The 26522-nt window shown below is 51.4% G+C and carries 23 protein-coding genes, 1 tRNA gene and 2 riboswitches; of the genes, 23 read left to right on the plus strand and 1 reads right to left on the minus strand.

The window, feature by feature from the left end:
• Positions 1-83: 83 nt before the first annotated feature.
• The gene (gene chrA / locus EFBL_RS14615; protein WP_207907616.1) at positions 84-1271 is read right to left on the minus strand and encodes a chromate efflux transporter; all 1188 of its coding nucleotides are present in this window, start codon (positions 1269-1271) and stop codon (positions 84-86) included.
• A gap of 97 nt (positions 1272-1368) precedes the next feature.
• Here chrA and EFBL_RS14620 point away from each other — a divergent pair, with 97 nt between their 5' ends.
• From EFBL_RS14620 to yihA, 23 genes are all read left to right on the plus strand, one after another.
• On the plus strand, positions 1369-2268 hold the full coding sequence (locus tag EFBL_RS14620; RefSeq protein ID WP_096182830.1) for a metal-dependent hydrolase: 900 nt from the start codon (positions 1369-1371) through the stop codon (positions 2266-2268).
• A 44-nt stretch (positions 2269-2312) separates the two neighbouring features.
• Entirely contained in the window at positions 2313-4091 is a 1779-nt protein-coding gene (gene uvrC / locus EFBL_RS14625; RefSeq protein ID WP_096182831.1) for an excinuclease ABC subunit UvrC, read from the plus strand.
• A 131-nt stretch (positions 4092-4222) separates the two neighbouring features.
• A complete protein-coding gene (locus EFBL_RS14630) occupies positions 4223-4594 on the plus strand; it encodes a hypothetical protein (RefSeq protein ID WP_096182832.1) in 372 nt (123 codons plus the stop codon).
• A gap of 221 nt (positions 4595-4815) precedes the next feature.
• A riboswitch (Lysine riboswitch) is annotated at positions 4816-5002 on the plus strand.
• Positions 5003-5463: 461 nt separating this feature from the next.
• Positions 5464-6702: an aspartate kinase gene (locus tag EFBL_RS14635; RefSeq protein ID WP_096182833.1), complete on the plus strand. Its 1239-nt coding sequence runs from the start codon at positions 5464-5466 to the stop codon at positions 6700-6702.
• A 193-nt stretch (positions 6703-6895) separates the two neighbouring features.
• Positions 6896-7024, plus strand: a riboswitch (SAM riboswitch).
• A 181-nt stretch (positions 7025-7205) separates the two neighbouring features.
• A complete protein-coding gene (gene metX, locus EFBL_RS14640) occupies positions 7206-8309 on the plus strand; it encodes a homoserine O-acetyltransferase MetX (protein ID WP_096182834.1) in 1104 nt (367 codons plus the stop codon).
• Positions 8306-9694, plus strand: coding sequence for a homoserine dehydrogenase (locus tag EFBL_RS14645; RefSeq protein ID WP_165912722.1), 1389 nt, complete (start codon positions 8306-8308; stop codon positions 9692-9694). The genes metX and EFBL_RS14645 overlap by 4 nt, the downstream gene beginning before the upstream one ends.
• Positions 9695-10011: 317 nt before the next feature.
• Positions 10012-10626 (plus strand): succinate dehydrogenase cytochrome b558 subunit, encoded by a 615-nt coding sequence (locus tag EFBL_RS14650; protein WP_096182836.1) that lies wholly within the window; start codon positions 10012-10014, stop codon positions 10624-10626.
• A gap of 18 nt (positions 10627-10644) precedes the next feature.
• Entirely contained in the window at positions 10645-12402 is a 1758-nt protein-coding gene (gene sdhA, locus EFBL_RS14655; protein ID WP_096182837.1) for a succinate dehydrogenase flavoprotein subunit, read from the plus strand.
• The gene (sdhB, locus tag EFBL_RS14660) at positions 12399-13151 is read left to right on the plus strand and encodes a succinate dehydrogenase iron-sulfur subunit (RefSeq protein WP_096182838.1); all 753 of its coding nucleotides are present in this window, start codon (positions 12399-12401) and stop codon (positions 13149-13151) included. Before sdhA ends, sdhB begins: the two co-directional genes overlap by 4 nt.
• 202 nt (positions 13152-13353) lie before the next feature.
• Positions 13354-13809, plus strand: coding sequence for a chemotaxis protein CheX (locus EFBL_RS14665; RefSeq protein ID WP_096182839.1), 456 nt, complete (start codon positions 13354-13356; stop codon positions 13807-13809).
• A gap of 90 nt (positions 13810-13899) precedes the next feature.
• On the plus strand, positions 13900-14127 hold the full coding sequence (locus EFBL_RS14670) for a helix-turn-helix domain-containing protein (protein ID WP_096182840.1): 228 nt from the start codon (positions 13900-13902) through the stop codon (positions 14125-14127).
• Between the two features lie 113 nt (positions 14128-14240).
• Positions 14241-15038: a glutamate racemase gene (gene racE / locus EFBL_RS14675; RefSeq protein WP_096182841.1), complete on the plus strand. Its 798-nt coding sequence runs from the start codon at positions 14241-14243 to the stop codon at positions 15036-15038.
• Between the two features lie 84 nt (positions 15039-15122).
• On the plus strand, positions 15123-16127 hold the full coding sequence (locus tag EFBL_RS14680; protein ID WP_096182842.1) for a GerMN domain-containing protein: 1005 nt from the start codon (positions 15123-15125) through the stop codon (positions 16125-16127).
• Between the two features lie 140 nt (positions 16128-16267).
• Positions 16268-17011 (plus strand): ribonuclease PH, encoded by a 744-nt coding sequence (rph, locus tag EFBL_RS14685; RefSeq protein ID WP_096182843.1) that lies wholly within the window; start codon positions 16268-16270, stop codon positions 17009-17011.
• 35 nt (positions 17012-17046) lie between these two features.
• Positions 17047-17637, plus strand: coding sequence for an XTP/dITP diphosphatase (locus EFBL_RS14690; protein WP_096182844.1), 591 nt, complete (start codon positions 17047-17049; stop codon positions 17635-17637).
• On the plus strand, positions 17634-18158 hold the full coding sequence (locus EFBL_RS14695; protein WP_096182845.1) for a YfcE family phosphodiesterase: 525 nt from the start codon (positions 17634-17636) through the stop codon (positions 18156-18158). Before EFBL_RS14690 ends, EFBL_RS14695 begins: the two co-directional genes overlap by 4 nt.
• Before the next feature lie 94 nt (positions 18159-18252).
• Positions 18253-18329, plus strand: a tRNA-Arg gene (locus EFBL_RS14700).
• Positions 18330-18509: 180 nt separating this feature from the next.
• Positions 18510-19802 carry a trigger factor gene (gene tig, locus EFBL_RS14705; RefSeq protein ID WP_096182846.1) on the plus strand — a complete coding sequence of 431 codons (1293 nt, stop codon included), beginning with the start codon at positions 18510-18512 and terminating at the stop codon, positions 19800-19802.
• Between the two features lie 92 nt (positions 19803-19894).
• Positions 19895-20485 carry an ATP-dependent Clp endopeptidase proteolytic subunit ClpP gene (clpP, locus tag EFBL_RS14710; protein WP_096182847.1) on the plus strand — a complete coding sequence of 197 codons (591 nt, stop codon included), beginning with the start codon at positions 19895-19897 and terminating at the stop codon, positions 20483-20485.
• A 12-nt stretch (positions 20486-20497) separates the two neighbouring features.
• On the plus strand, positions 20498-21772 hold the full coding sequence (gene clpX, locus EFBL_RS14715) for an ATP-dependent protease ATP-binding subunit ClpX (protein ID WP_096182848.1): 1275 nt from the start codon (positions 20498-20500) through the stop codon (positions 21770-21772).
• A gap of 113 nt (positions 21773-21885) precedes the next feature.
• A complete protein-coding gene (lonB, locus tag EFBL_RS14720) occupies positions 21886-23592 on the plus strand; it encodes an ATP-dependent protease LonB (RefSeq protein WP_207907617.1) in 1707 nt (568 codons plus the stop codon).
• Between the two features lie 168 nt (positions 23593-23760).
• On the plus strand, positions 23761-26079 hold the full coding sequence (gene lon / locus EFBL_RS14725) for an endopeptidase La (RefSeq protein WP_096182850.1): 2319 nt from the start codon (positions 23761-23763) through the stop codon (positions 26077-26079).
• A gap of 2 nt (positions 26080-26081) precedes the next feature.
• Positions 26082-26522: ribosome biogenesis GTP-binding protein YihA/YsxC (gene yihA / locus EFBL_RS14730; RefSeq protein WP_231705819.1), on the plus strand; the 441-nt coding region annotated here is incomplete at its 3' end.

The raw sequence follows: 26522 nt of genomic DNA on the forward strand, positions 1-26522 counted from the left end.
TTGGGGTTCATTATGCGAGCGACATCCTGGCCGGGTATTTGGCAGGCGGGTTCTGGCTGGGATTCTGCATCTGGCTGTATCATCTACGCAAACCATACCTGCGTCACAAACCCTATTATCCCCCCACCTATTACCAATAGGGCGGAGTTGACCTTGAACCGGATCACCAGAAACAGGCTGGCCAAAGCGAGCAGGGCTGTAGTCCAGTCGACAACGGCCGCTTGCCCCAACTGCCAGGCGACCACCGCCATCAAGGCCAGGGATGCGGCATTGACACCGTCGAGGAATGCGCTCAGCCACGGGGAACGGCGAAGCTTGGGAATCCACGGCGATGTCAAGGCAACAAATACAAAAGCCGGCAGGAAGATCCCGATGGTGGCGAGAATCGCTCCGGGGGTTCCCTGAATCAGATATCCGATAAAGGTGGCTGTTGTGAACAAGGGACCCGGTGTGAACTGTCCGATAGCCACCGCATCGATCAACTGCTGGGAGGTCAGCGCCTTGTTGCGCTCCACAAAATCGGATTGCAGGAAGGCCAGCAGCACGTATCCGCTTCCGTAGAGCACCGAGCCGATTTTTAGAAACACCAGAAACAGTTTGGCGAGGGACATGCTGCCCGCGACAGCCTGTTGGACCCCGTCGGCCAGAAGCCATCCCGCAGGGAAACCGAACGGTGATGCCTTAACCGGGGCAAGCGGCAGCATAAGTCCTGCCGTGTTGGATCCTAACCGGGAGCGGTTGTTGATGATCATCACGAACAGTCCCGCCAGCACCAGCAGCAGAATCTCGTTCCAGTTCTCAAGCAATAGCACTGTTGCCAGGGCTGCAGCTGCGACAGTCTGTTTATTTTTCAAGGCGGACTTGCCCAGGGACCACAATGCTTGCAGTACTATGGCGATAATCACCGGTTTGATCCCGTACAACACCCAGGAAACCTCCGGCAATTCGCCGAACATCCTGTAAATGACAGCAAACGCCAGTACAATGAGCATGGCGGGCAGGATGAAACAAGCCCCCGCCACAAACAGCCCCGGCCAACCAGCCCGCTGATATCCCAGATGAATCGCCAATTCTGTGGAGTTGGGGCCTGGGATCAGGTTGGCGGCTCCCAGCAGGTCGAGGAATTTGTCTTTCTCCAGCCACTTTCTCCGTCTTACGATCTCTTCTTCCATCATGGCCACATGGGCGGCCGGACCACCAAAGCCAATGGTCCCCAGTTTGAGAAACACTTTTGCCACTTCTGCCAAGCGGGATTGTCGTTCTGTATTCATATAAACCTCCGTGCAAATCGAATCATGCATAAAATCATACCATTTTTTCCGCTATAATAAGTTAAGAACTTGTGAATGGACCTGAGAGGAGATCGCGATGGACACCATCACACATACATGGTTCGGCCTGACCATATACGGCGCTCTTAACAAGGAAGAAATGGATGCGCGGCTGAAAAAGGCGATGTTCGCAACCTCCCTTGTCGGCAGTCAAATCCCCGACATCGATGTGATCTCCAGGTACTGGGATACGGAAGGGATGTATCAAATGTGGCACCGGGGACTTACCCACTCGGTGTTTCTGGTGCCGGTTTGGGCGCTGCTGATCGCGGGACTTTGTTTCCTGCTGTTTCGGACCAGGGACCGGAGGATATTCTGGGTCGGACTTCTGGCCGTGTTCATACACGTTACAAGCGACCTGTTTAATGCATGGGGAACGGGGTATCTGGAGCCCTTCTCCGATGTGCGGATTACTTTTGGGACCGTGCCGATTGTCGATTTAACGGTATGGACCATTATTCTTGCGGGATTTGTTTTGGCAAGGCTTCGCAAATTCAAGCCCCACCTTGTATACAAGACGGTTGGCATTCTGATTGCGGCCCATTTTCTTATCCAATCGGTGCAGGGATACATGATCTATAAGTCGGTGCAAGGGCGCTATGATGAACAGACTCTGGCCGCCAGCTTCGTTCCATGGAACTTCCAGTTGATCGGGAAAAAAGGGGACAAAGTGGAAATCCTTGCCGCAACCGTCTGGAGCGAACCCCGGTTGGTCCATCAGTTGACCTCCCGGGAGAGTGCGGATCTGAATCTGTTGTTTGCGGAAAATCCGAAGGCCAAGACGCTCTACCGGTGGGCACCCTTTGTGGTTGTGGTGGACAACGAGCAGAAGCTGGGAATTTTTGATCCCAGGTTCTACCGGGATGGAGAGTCCTTCCTGTTTGAATATATTGAGAAACGGGGCGGCATGCCGGAAACCGGCTCGCCCAAAAGCTGAACCGGGCGCTTGACGCCTGTGATACGATAATGTCGGTGATACCTATGACCAAACGGGATCAAATCAAGGAAAAATTGGCCCTGCTGCCAGCCAAACCCGGCGTGTACCTGATGAAAGACAGCCGTGGGGAAGTGATCTACGTCGGCAAGGCGAAGGTGCTTAAAAATCGTGTTCGCTCATACTTTACCGGTTCGCATGACGGCAAGACACAACTGCTTGTTTCCAACATTGCAGACTTTGAATATATCGTCACCGACACGGCGATTGAAGCGCTGATCCTTGAGAACAACCTGATCAAGAAATACTCTCCTCATTACAACATCATGCTTCGGGACGACAAGACGTACCCGTACATCAAGATTACCAACGAGGAACATCCGAAACTGGAGATTGTGCGCCGGGTCAAGAAAGACGGGGGCAAATATTTCGGTCCTTACCCGAATGCAGGAGCGGCCAATGAAACCAAGAAACTGCTGGACCGTCTGTATCCTTTGCGCAAATGCAGGACACTGAAGCCGCAAGTGTGCCTTTACTATCACATCAACCAATGTGTGGCACCGTGCGAGTTCCCTGTCGAACAGGACACCTACGACCGGATGGTGAAGGAAATTGCCAAGTTCCTGGGCGGGGGTCACGATGAAATCAAGCAGCAGTTGGTCGAGAAGATGCACAAAGAGGCGGAGGCCCTGAACTTTGAACGGGCGAAGGAACTGCGGGATCTGATCAACCACATTGACAAGGTTATGGAGAAGCAGAAGATCGATCTGGGCGATACGGTGAACCGGGACGTATTTGGTTACTATGCTGACAGGGGCATGATGTGCGTGCAGGTTTTCTATGTGCGCTCCGGCAAGCTGATCGAGCGGGATGTGGCCGTGTTCCAGCACCATGGGGAGGAGCGGGAGGATTTCCTTTCTTACGTCACCCAGTTCTACTTTGACAACAACGACCTTCCCCGGGAAATACTTTTGCCTGCGGGACTTGACACCGACTTGATTGAAGAGTGGTTGTCGGTGAAGGTTCGGGTTCCCATGCGGGGAATCAAGAAACAACTGGTGGATATGGCCTGTGAGAACGCCAGGATCTCCATTGAAGAGAAATTCAAAATGATGGAACGGGATATGGACCGGACCATCCGTGCGGTTCAGCAGTTGGGTGAGATTCTGGCCATCCCGACACCTGTCCGGATCGAGTCCTTTGACAACTCGAACATCCAGGGGGCCGATGCGGTGGCCGCCATGGTGGTGTTTATCAACGGCCAACCGGCCAAGAAAGAATACCGGAAATACAAGATCAAGACGGTGCAGGGGCCTGATGATTACGGCTCCATGAGGGAAGTGATCCGCCGGCGGTTTGTCCGGGCATTGAAGGAGAAACAGCCGCTGCCCGACCTGATCGTGATTGACGGCGGCAAAGGGCAGATCAACGCAGCCCTGGATGTGCTGCAGAACGAATTGGACTTGGACATCCCGGTCTGCGGTTTGGCCAAAGATGACCGTCATCGCACCAGCCAGCTTTTTTTCGGGGATGATCCGGAACCGATTCCCATTGACCGCTCTTCGCAAGCCTTCTACCTGCTGACGCGAATCCAGGATGAGGTTCACAGGTTTGCCATCGCGTTCCATCGGCAGACCCACGGCAAACAGGCGATCCGCTCGGTGTTGGACGACATCCCTGGTGTGGGCGAGAAACGCCGCAAACAGCTGCTGAAACATTTCGGGTCGATTGATGCGATCAAATCGGCTCCGGTGGAAGAGTTTCGTAAGATTGGGATCGGGGATAAGCTGGCGAAGGAGATTCTGGCATACCTGCAGCATGCGTAAACTTGTACTGAGAAGAACCACTCTCTGTTGCCGACAGATACTAGCACAGCGGGTGGTCTTTTTGTTTGCAGGAATCATTTGTATGGGTGTCGTATTTACCTCTACCCGGTTCGTCGTTAGGGGTGGAACATATGGTCGGTCCAAACGAGGTAAAACGGAAGTTTATTGCCGCTTCTTTGTCCGCATCGGTCTTTGCGATGCTCGTGGCAACTGAATTCGATCCTCTTCCGCGTGAATACTATTCATTTTTGGAACAATCGTATGATTATGCGGCAGGTGTTTTCTTTCTCTCCCTATATGCGTTTCCGATAATCTTTGTTTATGGAATCTCGATTTCCATGGGCGGTGAAATGTATTTTGGAAAGCTGCCCGCACTCTTGAGATATCCAATTTCAGGGATCTATCATGTCTTGCTCGGGGGCATGTTTGGTCTGATTTTTGCTTCCTGGTTGCCCCGTTTGCAGCGTTTCTGTCGGGTACTGCAGCCTTGCTCTTCTTTCTGATCGATGTTTTACTGGAGCAGTTAATCAAAAGGGGGAGAAGTATATCCGTCTTTCGTTATGCGGCATGGCTCGCACCGATCCTGATTGTTTTGGACTTTCTGATACTCAGGGCTCTAAAGTGAGAAAGTTTGTGATAAACAAGTTTGTGATAAACCCCTAGACCTTGCCGGCTGACGGTGTTATAATGTTTTAAAATTTTATAGTTTGCCTCATCTCTAACGGGGTGAGGTAGAGGCGCGAACGATCATGAGTACCGCTGCCGAGAGTCGGGAACTCCACGACGCAACGGAAAAGGGATCTTCGCCGAAGCGGACATTCACCCGGGAGTGTCTGGCTGGGCCTGCATCGAACAGGTGCAGGACTGTCACAGGAAGCGTCCCTGGCTTTCTGTGGAGAACTATCTCGCTGAGATGATTCAAGGGAAGTGAACGGTTTGTTCGAATCTTCGGCTCCCGGCCTGGGAAGCGGATGGGAGCTTTTATCCGAAGACCGTTTGCATGGAGAGGAGGCACTGCTACGCTGACTTTGCATATTCGGGCGGCAGTAGACGGGTGACCTGTTCAGCCTTCTATTGCCGCTTTTGTGTTGACTGTGCATTTTTGGTGTATGGCCTTTCACCTAACGGGCAAGGTCTGCAAGGTCCCAAAGTGAGGGTTTGAAATAAGAGACTTTCGCGTACTTAATTCGTGGTTGTGCTGATGACTTGGTTTGGTGAATTTAAAATAAGATCTTTAGAATCCCTTATTATGGAATAAGACCATGGAATCATAAAAATAAGAACTTAATAATCCCTTATTTTACCTCTGATCAGGGAACCCATTGAGTAAGGAACTGTAAATAAGTTTTATAAAGGCAAGGGAGTGGAGAATGTGGCGTTAATCGTTCAGAAGTTTGGCGGCAGTTCGGTGGCAAGCCCTGAACACATCAAGCGGGTGGCCCGTCGTGTGGCGGATACCGTGGATCAGGGCCATTCGGTGGTCGTGGTTGTGTCCGCAATGGGGGACACCACGGATGACCTGATTGATCTGGCGGTGAAGGTGTCACCCAAAAGGTCGGCAAGAGAGATGGATATGCTGCTGACTACCGGTGAACAAGTGTCGATTGCCCTGCTGGCTATGGCGCTGCAGGATATTGGGAAAGATAGCGTCTCCCTGACCGGTTGGCAAGCGGGTATCCGCACGGAAGCTGTTCACAGCAAGGCAAGAATCACCGATATGGACCCAACACGAATCTTCTCGGAACTGAAGGAGGGCAAAGTGGTTGTGGTGGCCGGTTTCCAAGGCATAAGCGATGGCGGGGACATCACCACATTGGGCCGTGGCGGTTCCGATACGACTGCTGTAGCACTGGCTGCTGCGTTGAAAGCGGATCTGTGCGAGATCTATACAGACGTGGAAGGTGTTTATTCCACCGACCCCCGGGTTGTAAAACATGCACGCAAGCTTCAGGAAATCTCTTATGACGAAATGCTTGAACTGGCGAATTTGGGTGCCGCCGTGCTGCACCCACGAGCCGTTGAATATGCAAAGCAGTACAAAGTACCCCTGATGGTCCGTTCCAGCTTTAAACCGACTCCGGGAACACTGGTGAAAGAGGTGGCAACTATGGAAAAAGGAATTGTGGTAAGCGGCATTGCACATGATCTGAATGTGGCCAAGGTGGCTTTGATAGGTGTGCCAAACCGGAAAGACAACCTGCAACTTGTGTTCAACACGCTGGCGAAAGAAAGCATCAACGTTGACATCATCGTACAAAGTGTTGTTCATAACGACCGCAGCGACATCTCTTTCACTGTTACGAAAGACGACCTGACTCGCACGCTTGAGGTTCTTACCAGCCTGCAGTCCACTCTGGGCGCGAAAGAGATCGTATGTGAAGAAGATCTGGCGAAAGTATCGATCGTCGGCGCCGGAATGATCAGCAACCCGGGTGTTGCGGCCCAAATGTTCCAGGTGCTGTCCGAAAACGGCATGTACATCAAGATGGTCAGCACGTCTGAGATCAAAGTTTCCTGCGTGATTGATGCCGCCGACGTACACGACGCAGTGCGCGCGCTCCACACGGCCTTCGGCCTGGATGCGGTGGAAGCTGCCACCGTGGCGAAGTAAACAAGAACTTTGGTGCTATCGACCAACAACCCTTTTCGATTCAGGGTGTTGGTCTTTTGTTTAGGAGAATCCGAGTATTCCGAACAGCTTAAAAGGCTTTATTTTATAAGGGATTTTGGCATTTCTTTCTTGACTCTTCTTTATCCCCCGTGATACACTCATCTCAATAATTTAAGTGAATATTCGGTTTGAACTCTTATCCAGAGAGGCGGAGGGACTGGCCCGATGAAGCCCGGCAACCGGATTCCGATGATTGCGCATCGCGCAATTGGATTCTTGGTGCCAATTCCTGCAGAATCGATCCGATTCTGAAAGATGAGAGGCGGCGAACAGAACTTATGTGACCCCGCTCATCTGAGCGGGGTTTTTGAATTCAAAGAAAGATTCTAGAAATAACGGCACTCAGTGCCGTTAACCGAGACGGTCTGGCAGAATAGCGGCATACAGTGCCGTTGCTTAAAAGGCGTCCGCCTTGAATAACGGGCGATTTCGGAGGTGATTGCATGGCTATTCGAGTCGAAGATGTGCTTAGAAGGGAATACAAGCTGCCGAATATGATCCTGCAAAGCGGACAGTTGCTGTCAGGTGCGGTGCTTGCTTACGAGACCTTTGGCAGGTTGAGCGCTTCCAGGGACAATGCGATTCTGGTTTGCCATGCATTGACCGGAGACACCCATGCCGGCGGTACGGCAGAAAACCCCGGCTGGTGGGAGGGGCTGATCGGACCTGGCAAGGCGATTGACACCAATCGGTACTTTGTTATTTGCGCCAACGTACTGGGAGGGTGTTACGGTTCAACGGGACCCGGATCGATCAATCCGGCAGACGGCAGGTTCTACGGGATGAGATTTCCAACCGTGACGATTCGTGACATGGTGCACGCCCAGTACCATTTGGTCAGGAGCTTCGGAATCGACCGCCTGTATTCGGTTATCGGGGGTTCGATGGGCGGCATGCAGGTTTTTGAATGGGCGGTCACCTATCCCGACATGGTGGAAACCTATATCCCCCTTGCCACAGCCGGCAAATTTTCGTCGATGGGCATAGCTTTCAACAATGTAATGCGGCAGGCAATCTACAACGACCCCGAATGGCTGAATGGCGACTACTATGGAATCACGTTTCCGGAAAAAGGGCTGAACCTGGCGCGCAGGCTTGGCATGATCACTTACCGCAGTTTTGATCTGTACGAAGAGCGATTTGGACTGTCCATGGTTCCTACCGATGACCCCTTTGCCATGGAGTCGGAATTTCAGGTGGAGAAATATCTGAGCTACCAAGGAAAAAAACTGGTTCAGCGGTTTGACGCCAATACCTATTTGTATCTGCTCAAGGCGATGGATTTGCACGACATTTCCCGCGGACGCGGTGACTACAAACAGGTTCTGGATCGGATCAAAGGCAAGGCTCTGATGGTGGGAATTGATTCCGATTTCCTGTTCCCGGCCAGGGAATTGTTCGATACCGCCGAATTGCTGAAGGCAATGGGAAAGCAAGTGATATACCGGGAGATGCAGAGCATCCACGGGCATGATGCGTTCCTGATCGAGTTTGAAATCATGAACGAATGGGTTGGAGAGTTTCTGGAGAGTGGAGGGTCAAGATGAGTGTTCCGGTGAACGGAGAAAACAGAAGAGTACGTGCCGGCCTGCTTGGATTGGGAACCGTCGGTTCAGGATTCATCAAGGCCCTGGCGCAAAATGGGGAATCCATCCGGCAGCGAACCGGTTGTGAGATTGAGATTCCCTATATTCTTGTCCGCAACCCGTCCAAAGAGCGGAATGTCAAAGTGAAACCCGAACAGATTACGACGGATCCGGGAGTTATTCTGAGCTCCACCGACATTCCTGTAGTTATAGAAGTCATGGGCGGAATTGAACCGGCCCGCACCATAATCCTGAGTGCGCTTCGTGCAGGCAAACATGTGATTACGGCAAACAAAGAGCTGTTGGCCAAACATGGCCCCGAACTGCTGCGGGCGGCTGAGGAATCGGGTGTCCAGCTGTTGTTTGAAGCCAGTGTAGCCGGCGGAATTCCGGTGATCCGGTTCCTGCAGGGGTATCTGACTGCCAATCGCGTTCATGAAGTCTCAGGAATTCTTAACGGGACCACCAATTACATCCTGACTCAAATGGAACAAACCGGACAGTCTTTTGCAGAGGTGTTGGCAAAGGCGCAAGAACTTGGCTATGCGGAGGCGGATCCCACAAGCGACGTGGAGGGATTTGACGCGGCCTACAAACTGGCCATTCTGACCAATTTGGCTTATGATGTCCAAGTGTCCCCGTATGAGATTCCAAGGGAGGGAATTACTTCCATTCAGCCGCTGGATTTGAAGTGGGCAAGGGAGTTCGGGTATGTGATCAAATTGATCGGACGTTCCCGCAGGACAGAAGCGGGCATTGATGTGTCGGTGGGGCCGGTCCTGCTTCCCATGTCTCATCCCCTGGCGCGGGTGAATGATGTTTTCAATGCGGTTACCATTTCGGGAGACGTGGTGGGAGACCTGACGTTTATCGGCAAAGGGGCGGGTGAATACCCGACGGCCAGTGCCGTTCTGGAGGATTTGACCGCATTGCTCCGCCAGCCGGGCCAAGTCCTCCGGTCCCCTAACTGGGAAACTCCTGTTTATCCGGATGTGAATCAGGAAGCGGTCCGGCCATTTTTTGTCCGGTTTAAGGCGATTGTTGATACGTTTGCCCATGCGGAACATCAGTTCCGTCTCTTTATAACCCGGTCGGGAGGCAGGATTGTCCGTGAAACCGGAATGGCTTCCGCTAAGGAAGCAGTGGGCGGTTATGTGGTGACAGGCCTGGAAAAGAGCGTACTGCAAGCTTTTTTAACCGGGGGAATGCTGGAGAAACTCTTGCACGAACCGCCTTTGTTGATTCCTTGTGCGGAGGATGAAACAATCGACTGCCAAGATGCCGCATTTGCAGCAGAGCCCGGATTATATGCGAAAAGTGTCGAATTCATGTCTCAAAGTGTCTGATATCGCAAAAAATATCATTGTAACATTCTTGACACATTCGCGGATTAGTGGGAGAATTTCACATAGAATGAACGGCTGTTCAGAATAAAATGTGGTGGAAACAGCAAACCACATTTTTATTCTTTCCTGGGCAATCAGAGGAGAGAATTGGATCTGACGAAAGCGGTTACTCTTCTTTTTCGACCTGGGGGGACAGTCTTTTGAACAAATGAAGGGGGCAACACAAAAAGAGAAGTCTTTGTGCCCGAATGTGAAAGAACACTCATGCACAAAGACGAAAGCCGAAAAGGCGACATTGGAAGGGAGGACCAGACTCAGTGAATCAACAGCAAAAGGATTTTTGGTTTCGACGTCTACACTCTTTGACAGGAGTTGCGCCTGTCGGTCTTTTCTTGGTTTTTCACCTGTTCACGAATGCCAAGTCAACAAGAGGGGCGGAACATTTTAACCAGGCGGTAGAAGGGATTGCAGGCCTGCCGTTTTTGCCGGTAATCGAGGTTTTATTCATTTTCCTTCCGCTTTTATACCACGGAGTTTATGGCATGTACATTGCGTTTACTTCGGGCTACAACGCCGGCCGATTCTCCTGGTTCCGCAACCAGATGTTTGTTTGGCAGCGAATTACCGGTGTCATCACCTTTATTTTTGTGGTTTATCATTTGTGGACAACCCGTTTCAGCGGCAATTCGCCAAGCTTTGACATGGTGGCGCAACTGGTCGGGAGTCCGTTTACATTCTGGTTTATGATACTTGGAGTTGTTGCGGCTTCCTTCCATTTTGTAAACGGTCTCTGGAGTTTCCTGATTCACTGGGGTGTGACGGTGGGCCCTCGCTCCCAGCGTGTATCGGCCTATGCCATGGGAGGCATCTGGCTGGCTATCTCATTCCTGGGCGTAAGCGCCTTATGGGCGTTTAAGTATCCGGGAGCGTAAAGGGAGGGGAACAGAAGTATGAATCAACGCATCATTGTAGTAGGAGGGGGACTCGCCGGATTGATGGCCACCATCAAGTCTGCGGAAGCCGGCGTTCCTGTGGATTTGTTTTCACTTGTGCCTGTTAAGCGTTCCCACTCTGTTTGTGCGCAGGGCGGTATTAACGGAGCGGTCAACACCAAAGGGGAGGGCGATTCTCCCTGGGAACACTTTGACGATACGATTTACGGCGGGGATTTTCTTGCCAACCAGCCGCCTGTTCTGGGCATGTGTGAGGCGGCGCCGGGAATTATCCACCTGTTGGACCGCATGGGGGTCATGTTTAACCGGACACCGGAAGGTCTGCTGGATTTCCGCCGCTTTGGGGGAACGAAGCACCACCGGACCGCATTTGCAGGTGCTACAACCGGTCAGCAGTTGCTTTACGCGCTTGACGAACAGGTTCGCCGTTTTGAAGCGGCGGGACTGGTTCAGAAATATGAAGGTTGGGAGTTCCTGTCCATTGTTCAGGACGATGAAGGAACCTGCCGTGGAATTGTGGCCCAAGACCTGCGTTCCATGGAGATTCACAGCTTTGTGGGGGACGCGGTGATTCTGGCAACCGGCGGACCCGGCCTGATTTTTGGCCGTACAACCAACTCCATCATCAACACGGGTACTGCGGCTTCCGCCGTGTATCAACAGGGTGCTTATTACGCAAACGGGGAGTTTATCCAGATTCACCCGACTGCCATCCCCGGGGATGACAAGCTGCGTCTGATGTCCGAATCTGCCCGCGGTGAAGGCGGACGGGTCTGGACTTACAAAGACGGCAAACCCTGGTATTTCCTTGAAGAGAAATATCCCGCTTACGGAAACCTGGTTCCCCGTGACATCGCTACCCGCGAGATTTTCCACGTTTGCGTGGATTTGGGTCTGGGCATAAACGGCGAGAACATGGTTTACCTGGATGTTTCCCATATACCGAAGGAAACGCTCAATGTTAAGCTGGGCGGTATTCTTGAAATCTATGAGAAGTTTGTCGGTGACGACCCGCGCAAGGTTCCGATGCGCATCTTCCCGGCTGTTCACTATTCAATGGGCGGCTTGTGGGTAGACTATGACCAGCACACCAATATCAAAGGGCTGTTTGCCGCAGGGGAATGCGATTACTCGCAGCACGGCGCAAACCGTTTGGGAGCCAACTCCCTGTTGTCCTCCATTTATGGCGGCATGGTAGCCGGTCCGAAGGCAGTCCAATACATCAAAGGACTGAAGAAGGCTTCCGGCGATGTGGCGCAGCATCACTTTGAAGCGGAACGCAAGAAGCGCGAGCAGCAGTATGAGGACATCCTCAAGATGGATGGCAACGAAAACCCTTACCAACTGCATCGTGAACTTGGCCAGTGGATGACCGACAACGTGACGGTTGTTCGTTACAATGACCGATTGAAGAAAACGGATGACAAAATCCTTGAGCTGATGGAACGGTGGAAGCGGATTGGCATGTCCGACAAATCCCGCTGGGAGAACATGATGGCACCGTTTACCCGCCAATTGTGGAATATGCTGGAGCTTGCGCGTGTGATTACCATCGGTGCACTGAACCGCAACGAGTCCCGTGGAGCACACTACAAACCGGAGTTTCCGGACCGCAACGACGAAGAGTGGTTGAAGACCACGAAAGCCAAGTGGACGTCAAATGGTCCCGCTTTTGAATACGAAGATGTGGACACATCCCTGATCAAGCCTCGTCTGCGTAACTACAGTGTGGATAAGGAGGCGACCAAACAATGAGCGACAACAAAATGGTCCACCTGATCATTGAACGACAAGACACACACAACGGCAAACCTTACACGGAAGAGTTCAAGGTACCTCACCGTCCTGGCATGAATGTGATTGCCGCCCTAATGGAGATTCAACGCAATCCGGTCAATGCCAAAGGGGAACAGGTAGCACCGGTAACATGGGAGTCCAATTGCCTCGAAGAAATCTGCGGAGCTTGCATGATGGTGATCAACGGAAAGCCGCGCCAAGCATGTACCGCGCTGATTGATAAGCTGGAGCAACCGATTCGTTTGCAGCCGGCGCGCACGTTCCCGGTTATTCGTGACCTGGTTGTCGACCGTTCCCGCATGTTTGAAGCATTGAAACGGGTTAAGGCGTGGGTTCCGATCGACGGCACCTATGACTTGGGGCCGGGTCCTCGCATGGCGGAACGGGATCGCCAGTGGGCATATGAATTGTCCAAGTGTTTTACCTGTGGTGCTTGCGTGGAAGCATGTCCGAATGTGAATGAAAAAACCAGTTTCATCGGTCCCTTTGCCATCTCCCAGGTTCGTCTGTTCAATACGCATCCGACCGGTTCCATGCATTCCCACGAGCGGATCGAAGCGCTGATGGCGGAAGGCGGCATTCATGAGTGCGGCAACTCGCAAAATTGTGTGCAAGTATGTCCGAAGAACATTCCGCTGACCACTTCCATTGCAGCGATGAATGCTCAAGTCAACCGCTATGCCATTACCAGCTGGCTGCGGAAGTAACAAAAGGAAAAGTGTCTGAAGGGTTGTCCCAATAAATTATGGGACAACCTTTTTACATACAAGGTGTTGGGGAAATCCATTATTTGTCGGATCTGGGACTTTAGTCTTAATTTTCGGCGAAGTGTGTCGAAAACGTGAAGAATAATGGTATAATCTGGTTTACCTTTTAAATTGTTATTCGGTACACAAGGGAGTTGGCTTTATGGCGGCAAGGATCATCAGTCCTTTCATGCAATCGGCTGCAAGCATTCTCGAGCAGATGACACGTGTACAAGCGGAACCGGGCACCGTGGTGGCAAGCCATCCGGAGCTGCATGCTTCCTATTTGTGGATTTTGATTGACCTGCATGGAGCCGTTCAAGCCAGTGTGGCCTTTGGTTTTGTCCCCGATACCGCCTTAAAGATCGCTTCTGCCATGATGGGTGGTTTTCAATTGAATGAATTGGACGCCATCAGCCAAAGCGCAATTTCCGAACTGGGGAATATGATAAGCGGGAACGCTTGCTCCCTGTTATCCCAAGAGGGGCTTGTTGTAGACATATCCCCGCCCAAACTGGTATTCGGACAAAATGTCACAACCGCAAGCACCAGCGCTGTGGCAGTACCATTGTCGCTAAGAGAAATGGGCGTCATGGAATTGAAATTGTTGATTGCCTGACGGCACCATTGTCTTTACCCGGTCATAAGATAATCTGACTGTATCCCTTGACCTTGTCAATCATGACCCAGCAAGGAGGGATCGAGAAAAGTGACTGCGGGGAAGGACGTTCGTGGCAAATCTCTTCTAACAAGTCGGGAACGCGAAGTATTTGAGCTGCTTGTCCAGGACAAAACCACCAAGGAGATTGCTGAAGTTCTTTTCATTAGCGAAAAGACTGTCCGCAATCACATAAGCAATGTGATGAAAAAGCTGAACGTCAAAGGACGGTCCCAGGCTGTTGTGGAATTGGTACGGCTTGGGGAAATACAAATCTAAATCCTTTGCCTGGTGTGCCCTACTTGCGTAAAGTAGGGTCTTCACTTTTTTTCGGTAGAAAACGGGGTCCCGTGCTATAATGTTCTCATTGAATGCAGGAGAGGAGAGTCACGGTGGCCAATTCGAAACCGATTGGACTTTTTGATTCAGGTGTCGGAGGACTTACGGTCGTTCAGGAAATGTGGCGTCAATTGCCGCAGGAAAACTTGATCTATGTAGGAGACAATGCTAGATGTCCATATGGCAGCAGGCCCCCGGAAGAAGTCAGAGAGTATTCGTTTGAGATCATGGACTTTTTGATGGGTCTTGACGTGAAGATGATTATAATTGCCTGCAACACGGCAACAGCCGCCAGTTTGGCAGAGGCCAAAGCCCATTATCCTGTCCCCGTGCTGGGAGTCATTACTCCTGGCAGCCGTGCCGCCATTATGGCCACCCGTACCGGAAGAATCGGAGTGATTGGTACGGAAGTTACAGTCCGAACAGGTGCTTACGCCCGAGAAATCCATCGGATCAATCCGCGTTTGCAGGTGGTAAGCCAAGCCTGCCCACCGTTTGTGAAAATCGTGGAAGAAGGGGATCCTGCTTCTGCATATGCGGAACAGGTGGTGGAAGAATACCTTGCCCCCTTGAAGCGGGAGATGATCGATACGTTAATCCTGGGGTGCACCCACTACCCGATTCTGGAACCTGTCATTCAGAAAGTGGCCGGATCGAAAGTGCAACTGATATCATCCGCAGAAGAAACAGCCAGGGAAGCGTCGCTTATCCTGGCAGACCGCGATCTGATGAATAACGATAACCTTGAGCCATGCCACCGGTTTTTCACAACGGGGGATGCTAGGCAGTTTGCATCTGTGGCCAACCGCTGGCTAAGGCAACCGGTTGCCGTAGAGCACCTGGCATTGTAAACATAATTTGTCCCACAAAACAAGCATACTTCGTCCACCTCCCAGTATACATAGAATAGAAAATGAGGTTGAGGAGGACGTAGGATGCGCCATCAGAAGAAAATCTTGGCCGGAATGTTGATCGTAAGTTTGGCGGGAACGGCCGGATGCGGCTTGTTGAGCAAGACTTCAAGCCCGATTGATCCGCCTCCGTCAGGTGCCAATCAGGCCATGGACAAAAAGACGGAGACCATGGCAGCGACCCTTTATTACAAGGACGACAAGGGATTTGTAGTGCCTTTGCGGGTACATATTCCGAAAGCAGAAGCCCCAGCCACCCAAGCACTTAATTTCATGACTCCGGAAAATTCCAAGGAACTGCTCAAAGATACGGGATTGCACCCTGTGATTCCGGCCGGCACCAAGATGTCGGTAGACATTAAAGACAATACCGCCACGGTGAACTTCAGTAAGGAAATCACCGAAATGCGGGTAGACACGGCGGAACGGCAACTGGTTGATGCGGTCGTTTGGACTCTGACCGAGTTTCCCACAATAAAACAGGTACAGTTCAAGGTTAATGGGAACATCATTCCCTATATGCCGGTCAGCAAGATCCCCATAGGACAGCCTTTGACCAGAGCGAACGGCATCAATCTGCAGGTGGCCCCAAACATCAATCCTGCAGAAACTACGAGATTGACGCTCTACTTTCAGGGCAGCAACAAGGATGGCAGTTTCAGCTATCTGGTACCGGTGACCCGGTTAATCGGAAAAACGCAAGAGGATAAGATAAAGGCAACGATCGAACAACTGGTTGCCGGTCCGTTCACTTCCGGATTGAAAGCGACTCTGTCGCCGGCAACCAAGTTGGTGAATGTCACAAAATCCGGGGATACGGTCAACCTCGACTTTGAGAACCTGATGGGAGAGGGGTCCGCAACGGAACAGATCAAGCTGATCCATTCCATCGTTCTGTCCGTACTGGACAATACAACAGAACAGAAAGTGAAGATTGCCGTCAATGGGAAACCTCCTGTTACAACACCGGGTCTTGACCTCAGTAAACCGGTGGTTCGCCCGCAAATCATCAACCAGAAACAACTTTGAATAATCCAAGATGTAAGCCGACAGAACAAAGATCGTCTGTCGGCTTTTGTTAGTCATGGATTTTTTTCCAACGGATATGATAGTATAGATTGGCAATACCGCTAAGTTGAAATAGGGGTGGCAGGTATGGAGGTGCCGCTTTGAGACGAGACGAAAGAAAACCGAATCAAATACGAGATGTAGTAATTGAGCGCAATTTCATCAAGCATGCGGAAGGTTCTGTTCTGATTACTGTTGGGGACACGAAAGTGATTTGCACCGCGACGGTCGAGGAGAAGGTACCTCCCTTTCTCAGGGGCAGTGGTCAAGGCTGGATTACAGCGGAGTATTCCATGCTTCCCAGGGCAACCCCAAGCCGGAACCAGCGGGAAGCCACCAAGGGAAAAGTCAGCGGGCGAACCATGGAAATCCAACGTCTGATTGGACGCGCGCTGCGTTCCGTTGTAGACCTGCGCGGACTTGGAGAACGCACCATCTGGTTGGATTGCGACGTGATTCAGGCGGATGGAGGAACCCGTACGGCTTCCATTACGGGAGCGTTTGTAGCAATGGCAGACGCCATGAACTTATTGGCGCAAAAAGGCTCTCTCGAGAAAATTCCGTTGACCGATTATCTTGCCGCTGTCAGTGTCGGCGTTGTGGAAGGAACCCCTGTGCTGGACCTTAATTATATAGAAGATTCGTCCGCGAAGGTGGACATGAATGTGGTCATGACAGGCCAAGGCCAATTCGTGGAAATTCAAGGGACCGGGGAAGATACGCCCTTCTCGCCGGATGAACTGCAGAGTATGCTGTCCCTTGCCAAAGAAGGAATTCATGACCTGATCAGGAAACAGAAAGAAGCGCTTGGGGAAGTTGCAGGCCGTATCGCTCCCGTTGAGTGATCTCGTGCCCAGTTATTCTACCGGGAGGGAGAAGTATGCAGGTGATTCTGGCCACGCGCAATCAAGGCAAGGTCAGAGAGTTCGACAAGGCATTGTCGGAACTGGGTTGGACTGTCAGTGGACTGCCTGATAATACGCCGCCGGTTGTCGAAGACGGTTTGACGTTTGAAGCCAATGCCCGGAAAAAAGCAGAAACAATTGCCCAACTGTTGCAGGTGCCGGTTCTGGCAGATGATTCCGGACTGGAAGTCGACGCCCTTGGGGGACGTCCGGGGGTCTATTCCGCCCGATATGCGGGGGAGCACGCATCTGATGCGGACAACAACCACAAACTCCTGCAGGAACTTGCTGGTGTTGCGCCGGATAAGCGTACAGCCCGGTTTGTATGCGCGTTGGCGTTCTCTAATCCTGGATCTCCTACTCTGTTGGCGCGTGGGGAATGTGAAGGTGTGATCCTCACCGAAGCCAGAGGTGAGGGGGGATTCGGCTATGACCCGATCTTTTGTGTGCCGGATCTTCGGAAAACGTTTGGCGAACTGGATTTGGACGAGAAAAATCGGATCAGTCACCGGGCGAAAGCGATTCGGTCCTTGTTGGAACTGTTATCAGTGAGGGATCCGTCATGAAAATATGTGTCATGAGCGACAGCCATGGCCGGACAGATCGCATCGACAACGTTCTGAGAAGGCATAAGGGGATTGATTTGCTGCTTCATGCCGGGGATCATGCACAGGACGTGCTTTCCCGCCAGGATGTTCGGTTCAGGACAGTTTGCGGCAATTGTGACCCGGACGGCTCTGCTTCCAATGAGCAGGTTTTTGAGTTGTCGGGACTGAAGGTATTCATGACTCACGGCCATCTTTATAAGGTTAAGCGGACGCTGCTTCCCATAACCTGCCGGGCAAAAGAACTCAACGCCGAATTGGTGATTTTCGGACATTCCCACGTTCCTGTCATTGCCGAGGAACAGGGGATTGTGCTGCTCAATCCGGGGAGCTTGTCCTACTCAAGGGGTGTGGTGGCGCAGCCTTCATATGGAATTATGGAACTGCATGCTGGAGATGCCGGCAAAAAAGTCAAGATTCAGCTGTATTCCGTTACCGGGGAAGCATTGCCCGGTTTTGGCTTTGAACATGGATTCCAATAGTACCGACTATCTCGAATCCCTGTCAATTCCACTTGACGATGAGGGGCGGTTTTTCATATACTTATCTCTGTTCCGGGTGAATCCCGGACTCAGTGTGCCTATAGCTCAGCTGGATAGAGCATTCGCCTTCTAAGCGAAGTGTCGCAGGTTCGAATCCTGCTAGGCACGCCATCTCTCAATACAGGGGCGGTCATCAGACCGCCCCTGTGTTTTAAGCGTTACATTCCCAGCATTTTGGCGTTTTTCGAGTATTTGAAACCTTATTAAGTTATGCTATAATGAGGTGGTTCATCGTGAGAAATTACACGCCATACATACTGGTGTTGGGGTTTTTAAGGAGGAAACAGGCAGATGTCCGCGAAATGGGAGAAGAAGGAAAATAACGTAGGAGTATTGGAAGTGGAAGTTGACAGTGCCAAGGTTGACCAAGCAATCGACCAGGCCTTCAAGAAAGTCGTTAAACGTGTAAACGTTCCGGGCTTCCGTAAAGGAAAGGTCCCCCGTAAGATATTTGAACAACGCTTCGGAGTTGCTGTGCTCTACGAAGATGCCCTCGACATTTTGCTGCCGCAGGCTTACAGCCAGGCAGTTTCGGAAGCGAATATCGAACCCGTTGCACGTCCTGACATTGACATTGTGCAGCTTGAGCAGGGCAAACCGCTTATCTTCAAGGCAACCGTTACTGTCAAGCCGGAAGTGAAACTCGGCGAATACAAAGGCGTCGAAGTCGAGAAGAAGGAGTTTGCCGTTACGGCGGAAGACGTTCAGAAAGAACTTGAAAATCTGCAAAAGTCCCATGCTGAAATTATTGTGCTTGAGGAAGGCACAGTAGAAAATGGCGATATTGTAATCATTGATTTCAAAGGCTTTGTCAACGGTGAGGCGTTTGAAGGCGGCGAAGCTGAGAAATACCAGCTGGAGGTCGGTTCCGGCACCTTCATCCCCGGATTTGAAGACCAACTCATCGGTTTGGCAAAAGGGGAAGACAAGGATATCGAAGTTACCTTCCCGGAGAACTACCATGTTGAGAAACTGGCGGGTCAACCGGCTGTGTTCAAGATCCATCTGCACGAGATCAAGCGCAAACAGCTTCCGGCTCTGGACGATGAGTTTGCAAAGGATATTTCGGAATTTGATACGCTGGATGAATTGAAATCCGATCTTGAGAAGAAACTCAAAGAGAGAGCGGAGAACGAGAAAAAGAGCTACCTCGAGGACAAGGTGCTCGAGAAAGCCGTTACCAACGCAACCATTGATCTGCCGGCTGTCATGATTGACAATGAAGTGGACTCCATGCTGGAAGATTTTAAGCAGCGTCTGCAAATGCAGGGAATTCCCTATGATGCATACCTGCAGTTCACCGGTTCGTCCGAGGACAAACTTCGTTCCGAAATGAAAGGCAATGCAGAGAACCGGGTTCGCACCCGTCTGGTTCTGGAAGAGATCAGCAAAGTGGAGCAGATTGAAGCTACCGAAGACGACTTGTCCGAAGAGATCGCGAAGATTGCGGATCAAGCGCGCATGGATTTCAACCAGGTCAAGGAGATTCTCGAATCCCGCGATCCTCAATTGCTAGCTCTGAAGAGCGACATTGTAACGCGGAAAACCATTTCGTTCCTGGTGGAGAATAGCAAAGTATCTTAATATCGTGTATCATAAAGAAACAACAGATCAAACAAGGCACTTTACATAAAGTGCCTTGTTTTTCCAACATCACCGTGACAGGGGGCGGTAGAATGAACCTCGTACCAATGGTCGTTGAACAAACCAGCCGTGGCGAGAGGGCTTATGACATCTATTCCCGTTTGCTGAAGGATCGGATTGTGTTCATTGGCACTCCGATTGACGATATGGTGGCAAATCTGGTTGTAGCCCAGTTATTGTTCCTGACAGCTGAAGATTCGGAGAAAGACATCAATCTGTACATAAACAGTCCCGGCGGTTCCATCACTGCGGGAATGGCAATCTATGACACAATGCAGTTCATCAAACCGGATGTCTCCACAATTTGCATTGGAATGGCGGCTTCCATGGGCTCTTTCCTCCTGATGGCTGGTGCGAAGGGGAAGCGATATGCTCTCCCTAACAGTGAGATAATGATTCACCAACCTCTTGGCGGTGTACGCGGTCAAGCAGCGGATATCAAAATTCATGCCGATTGGATTTTGCGAACCAAACAAAAGATCAACCGGATTTATTCCGAAAGGACCGGGCAGCCCATTGAAAAGATTGAGCGCGATACAGACCGCGACTTCTTCATGACTGCAGAACAGGCCAGGGAATATGGCCTGATTGATAAGGTCATTTCCCGGACAGATTTGAAATAAGGGGTGAAAAGATTGTTCAAATTTAATGACGAGAAAGGTCAGCTCAAGTGTTCCTTCTGCGGAAAAACCCAAGACCAGGTGCGTAAGCTGGTGGCGGGTCCCGGTGTATATATTTGCGACGAGTGTATCGAATTGTGCAACGAGATCGTCGAGGAAGAATTGGGTGAAGAACAGGAGTTCGAACTGAAAGACGTTCCGAAACCGCATGCGATCAAAGACATTCTCGACCAATACGTGATTGGCCAGGAAACAGCGAAGAAGTCCCTGTCTGTCGCCGTATACAACCACTACAAGCGAATCAATACCAATCAGAAGAATGCGGACGAAGTCGAATTGTCCAAGAGCAACATTTTGCTGATTGGACCTACAGGCAGCGGGAAGACCTTGTTGGCGCAAACACTGGCCCGTATCCTGAACGTTCCGTTTGCCATTGCAGACGCGACTTCCTTGACGGAAGCCGGGTATGTCGGCGAAGATGTGGAAAATATACTGCTCAAGCTGATTCAGGCAGCTGATTACGATGTGGAGAAAGCGGAAAAGGGCATTATCTACATCGATGAAATTGATAAAATCGCCCGAAAATCGGAGAATCCGTCGATTACACGCGATGTATCGGGGGAAGGTGTTCAGCAAGCGCTTCTCAAGATTCTGGAGGGCACCGTTGCCAGCGTCCCTCCACAAGGTGGACGGAAACATCCGCACCAAGAGTTCATCCAAATCGACACAAGCAATATCCTGTTTATCTGTGGCGGTGCGTTTGACGGCATGGAACAGATCATCAAACGCCGCCTGGGGAAGAAAGTGATCGGATTTGGCTCGCAGGAAGAACAAGTGGCGAATGAACATAAACCTGGTGCGTATCTGCACAAAGTGTTGCCGGAAGACCTCCTCAAATTTGGGTTGATTCCCGAATTCGTTGGTCGTCTGCCGGTGATTACCACACTGGAGGCGTTGGACGAACAGGCGTTGATTCAAATTCTTACCGAACCGAAAAACGCCCTCGTCAAACAGTACCAGAAGCTGATGGAAATGGACGAAGTGCAGCTGGAGTTTACGGAAGAGGCCCTGGTTGAAATCGCTAAGGAAGCGATCAAGCGGAATACGGGTGCCCGCGGTTTGCGTGCGATCATCGAAAGCATCATGCTGGATGTGATGTATGATGTGCCTTCCCGCCAGGATGTGACCAAGGTTGTGGTCACCCGGGAAACGGTTGCCCAGAAAGAACCGCCCGTCCTGGTCACAGCTGAAAACCGCAGCAAGAAAAAGAAAAAAGAAGAAACCGCATAATTAGAAATCGAGAGGCAGGAGGCGACTCCTGCCTTTGTTGTTGCCTGTTTATATTTACCTGCAGTGGGCATACTAGATTCCAGAATCTTTGCCGCAAAGGAGGGGACATGTCGTTGAACGTAATGACCATTGTTAGTCTGATCCAACTGTTTTTTGCGGTGGTAATCGGGCTCTATTTCTGGAATTTGCTCAAGTCCCAACAGAGCAATCGATCCGCGGTGGAACGGGAATCGAAGAAGGAACTTGAAAAACTGCGGAAACTCAGAGCAGTGTCTTTGACGGAACCGCTGGCGGAAAAAACCCGGCCAGCTTCCCTTGAGGATATTGTGGGGCAGCAGGAAGGTCTTCGGACTCTTCGGGCAGCCATCTGTGGACCCAACCCGCAGCATGTGATTATCTATGGTCCGCCGGGTGTGGGGAAAACGGCAGCCGCCCGGGTGGTTCTGGAAGAAGCCAAGAAAAATCCCCTGTCACCCTTTTCGAGTGAAGCCAAGTTTGTGGAACTGGATGCCACAACCGCCCGGTTTGACGAACGGGGGATCGCCGATCCGCTGATTGGTTCGGTTCACGATCCGATTTATCAGGGCGCCGGTGCCATGGGGATGGCGGGAATTCCGCAGCCGAAAGCCGGAGCAGTCACCAAGGCGCATGGTGGGATGCTGTTTATTGACGAAATCGGAGAATTGCATCCGATCCAGATGAACAAGCTCCTGAAGGTATTGGAAGACCGCAAGGTGATGCTGGAAAGCGCCTATTACAGTTCCGAAGACAGCAATATCCCGACCCATATCCACGATATTTTCCAAAACGGGCTGCCGGCCGATTTTCGCCTGGTTGGTGCGACCACTCGCACACCCAACGAGATTCCTCCAGCTATCAGATCCCGCTGTGTTGAGATCTTTTTCCGTTCGTTGACACCCGAAGAGATTGGAAGCATTGTTTACAATGCGGCCAAGAAGATACAGTTCCCCATTGAAGACAGCGCTGTGGAAGTCATCAAGCGGTATGCCTCCAACGGCCGGGAAGCGGTCAATGTGGTACAAATATCGGCAGGATTGGCCTTGTCGGAACGCAGAAACGTGATCAGGGCGGAAGATGTGGAGTGGGTCATCAATTCGTCGCAGATCTCTCCCCGACCGGAAAAAAAGATCCCTGCCCAGCCGCAAGTGGGATTTGTCAACGGGCTTGCCGTCTATGGGCCCAATATGGGGATGCTGCTGGAGGTTGAGGTAACCGCCCAGCCTGCCAAGGATTCGGGAGGCGGACGACTAACGATTACGGGAGTTGTGGACGAAGAAGAAATGGGCGGCGGAAGCCGTGTCATGAAACGGAAAAGTATGGCCCGCGGTTCAATTGAAAACGTCATGACCGCCTTGCAAAGAACCATGGATATAAACCCGTTTGACTACGACATCCATGTCAATTTCCCGGGAGGAATGCCGATAGACGGTCCCTCTGCGGGAGTTACCATGGCTACGGCCATCTATTCGGCCATTAAGGGCATTCCGGTGGAAAATTCCGTCGCCATGACAGGGGAAGTTTCCATTCGCGGCTATGTGAAACCGGTTGGCGGAGTTGTGGCGAAGGTGGAAGCTGCAAGGGAAGCGGGTGCGGCCAAAGTATTGATCCCCCGAGACAACTGGCAGGAAATCTTCCGCAGTTACCCTGATGTTCAGGTCATTCCGGTAGATCGGATCGAACAGGTGATTGAAATGGCGCTGACCCGCCAGGAGAGCATGGAACGGGTTCCCCTCGTCGCCCCGTCTCCGGGTATCTTGACGGCTTCGCCTTCCGTTCAGAATATCAATCCTTTATCTTAAGAACAGAGGAGTGGAAAGACTCTGAATACAGGGTGCTGACCGGTGCCTTGCAGGGAGGATTCTCCCTGCTTTTTTCGTGTTTCGTTCATTGCATTGAATGACACGATTAGGGTAAAATGGAATCCATATCGAATCCTGTTAGCACGGACCAGTGGAGGTGAAACCCCAATGAGTACAAGTTCCACAACCAGACGAAACCTGCCTCTTTTGCCGCTGCGCGGTCTGTTGGTATATCCCACCATGGTTCTTCATCTTGACGTTGGCCGGGAGAAATCCGTTCGGGCGTTGGAGAAGGCCATGGTCAAAGATAACCTGATTGTTCTTGCTTCCCAAACGGAAACCGATATCGACGATCCTTCACCGGATGACATTTTTCCGATGGGAACAGTTGCGAAGGTAAAGCAGATGCTCAAGCTGCCAAACGGGACTATCCGGGTGTTGGTAGAGGGATTGTCTCGGGCAAAAGTGCTGGAATACACGGAAACGGATGATCATTACGAAGTTGATATCTTTGAGATTGATGAGCATGAAGAAGCCGATCCGGAAGTCCAGGCTCTGATGCGGGCTGTCATCCAGCAATTCGAGCAGTATGTAAAAATCTCCAAGAAAGCAAACCCGGAAACGGTGGCGGCCGTCACCGACATCGAGGAAGCGGGCAGGCTGGCAGATGCCATTGCATCCCACCTGACGCTGAAGATCAAGGACAAACAGGCGATCCTTGAAGCGGTCGATGTAAAGACCCGACTGGAGACGCTGCTGCGGATTCTTTCTGACGAACGCGAAGTGATGGAGTTGGAACGCAAGATCCATCAACGCGTGCGCAAGCAGATGGAGAAAACGCAGAAAGAGTACTATCTGCGGGAACAAATGAAGGCGATTCAGAAGGAACTTGGCGAAAAAGAAGGCCGTCAGGCAGAAGCTGACGAACTTCGTGAGAAATTGGAGAAGTTAACGCTGCCGGAAGCGGTCAAGGAAAAGATTGAGAAGGAAATTGACCGCCTGGAGAAGATGCCTGCCACATCGGCGGAAGGCTCTGTAATCCGGACTTATATTGACTGGTTGATGGCTCTGCCCTGGACGGAGGAAACAGTCGACGAAATCGACGTAAACAAGGCAGAGAAGATCCTGAACGATGAGCATTACGGTCTTGAGAAAGTAAAAGAGCGAATTCTCGAATACTTGGCTGTGCAGAAACTGGTGAAAAAACTTCGCGGTCCGATTCTTTGTCTGGTGGGGCCGCCCGGAGTCGGGAAAACTTCGCTTGCCAGGTCAGTAGCCAACTCTCTAAACCGGAAGTTTGTCCGCGTATCCCTTGGCGGAGTACGGGATGAAGCGGAAATCCGGGGGCATCGACGCACCTATATCGGGGCATTGCCTGGCCGTATCATCCAGGGCATGAAGAATGCGGGGACCCTCAATCCGGTTTTCCTGCTGGACGAAATTGATAAGATGTCAAGCGACTTCCGGGGAGACCCTTCCTCTGCCATGCTGGAAGTGTTGGATCCCGAACAGAACAACACCTTTAGTGACCATTACATTGAAATTCCGTTTGATCTGTCGAAGGTGATGTTCATTTGTACGGCCAATGTGGCTCATAACATCCCGAGGCCGCTTTTGGACCGGATGGAAATGATCTACATTCCGGGGTACACCGAACTTGAGAAACTTCACATTGCCAGAAATCACCTGTTGCCCAAACAGCTTGAGGCACACGGGCTTACCAAGGACAAGTTGAGCATCTCGGACGAGACCATTCTGAAATTGATTCGTGAGTACACACGAGAAGCGGGTGTCCGCAATTTGGAGCGGACGTTGGGTTCCCTCTGCCGGAAAGCGGCAAAACAAATTGTTGCGGGAGAGAAAAAACGGGTAACGATTTCCCAACGCAATCTGGCTTCCTTCCTCGGACCGGCCAAATACCGGTTTGGTCTGGCGGAAACAGAGGATCAGGTGGGTGTGGTGACAGGACTTGCCTGGACGGAAACAGGCGGAGACACACTGTCGATTGAAGTGTCCGTAGCTCCCGGGAAGGGCAAGCTGACTCTCACCGGGCAATTGGGTGATGTGATGAAAGAAAGCGCTCAAGCAGCTTTCACATATATTCGTTCACGGGCCGAACAGTTGGAGATTCCGGCGGATTTCACGGAGAAAAATGATATCCACATTCATGTGCCGGAAGGTGCCATTCCGAAGGACGGACCCTCGGCTGGAATCGCTATGGCAACCGCTCTGGTGTCAGCTCTGACCGGCAGAAAAGTATCCCGTGAAGTAGCCATGACCGGTGAAATTACCCTTCGCGGGCGGGTGCTGCCGATTGGCGGCGTGAAAGAGAAAACTTTGTCCGCTCACCGGGCCGGAATCAAGAAGGTGCTGCTGCCAAAGGACAATGAGAAAGATTTGGAAGACATTCCGGAAAGCGTGCGCAAGGAATTGAAGATTGTACTGGTTGAACATATGGACCAGGTTCTGGAACAGGCGTTGGTGTAAGCATGATTATCCATTCGTCCGAATTTGTCATATCGGCGGTCGGGCCGAAGCAGTATCCGGAGGGAGGCCAACCGGAGATTGCTTTGGCTGGTCGTTCCAACGTAGGAAAGTCATCCCTGATCAACCGTCTGATCAATCGGAAAAACCTCGCAAGAACGTCCGCAAAACCAGGGAAAACACAAACCTTGAATTTTTATCACATTAACAAATCCTTTTATTTTGTGGATTTGCCCGGGTATGGATTTGCCAGGGTCCCCAAATCGGTCAAGGACCAGTGGGCCAAGTTTATCGAACAGTACCTTTCCAAACGGGATTCTTTGAAGGTGGTGCTGCAGTTGATCGATTTGCGCCATCCGCCAACAAGCGAGGACATCTCCATGTTTGAATGGCTGGGTCACTTCGGCCTTCCGCGGATTGTGGTGACGACCAAGGCGGACAAGAGC

This window comes from Effusibacillus lacus (genome assembly GCF_002335525.1).
In the GTDB taxonomy this organism is placed as follows: Bacteria; Bacillota; Bacilli; order Tumebacillales; family Effusibacillaceae; genus Effusibacillus; species Effusibacillus lacus.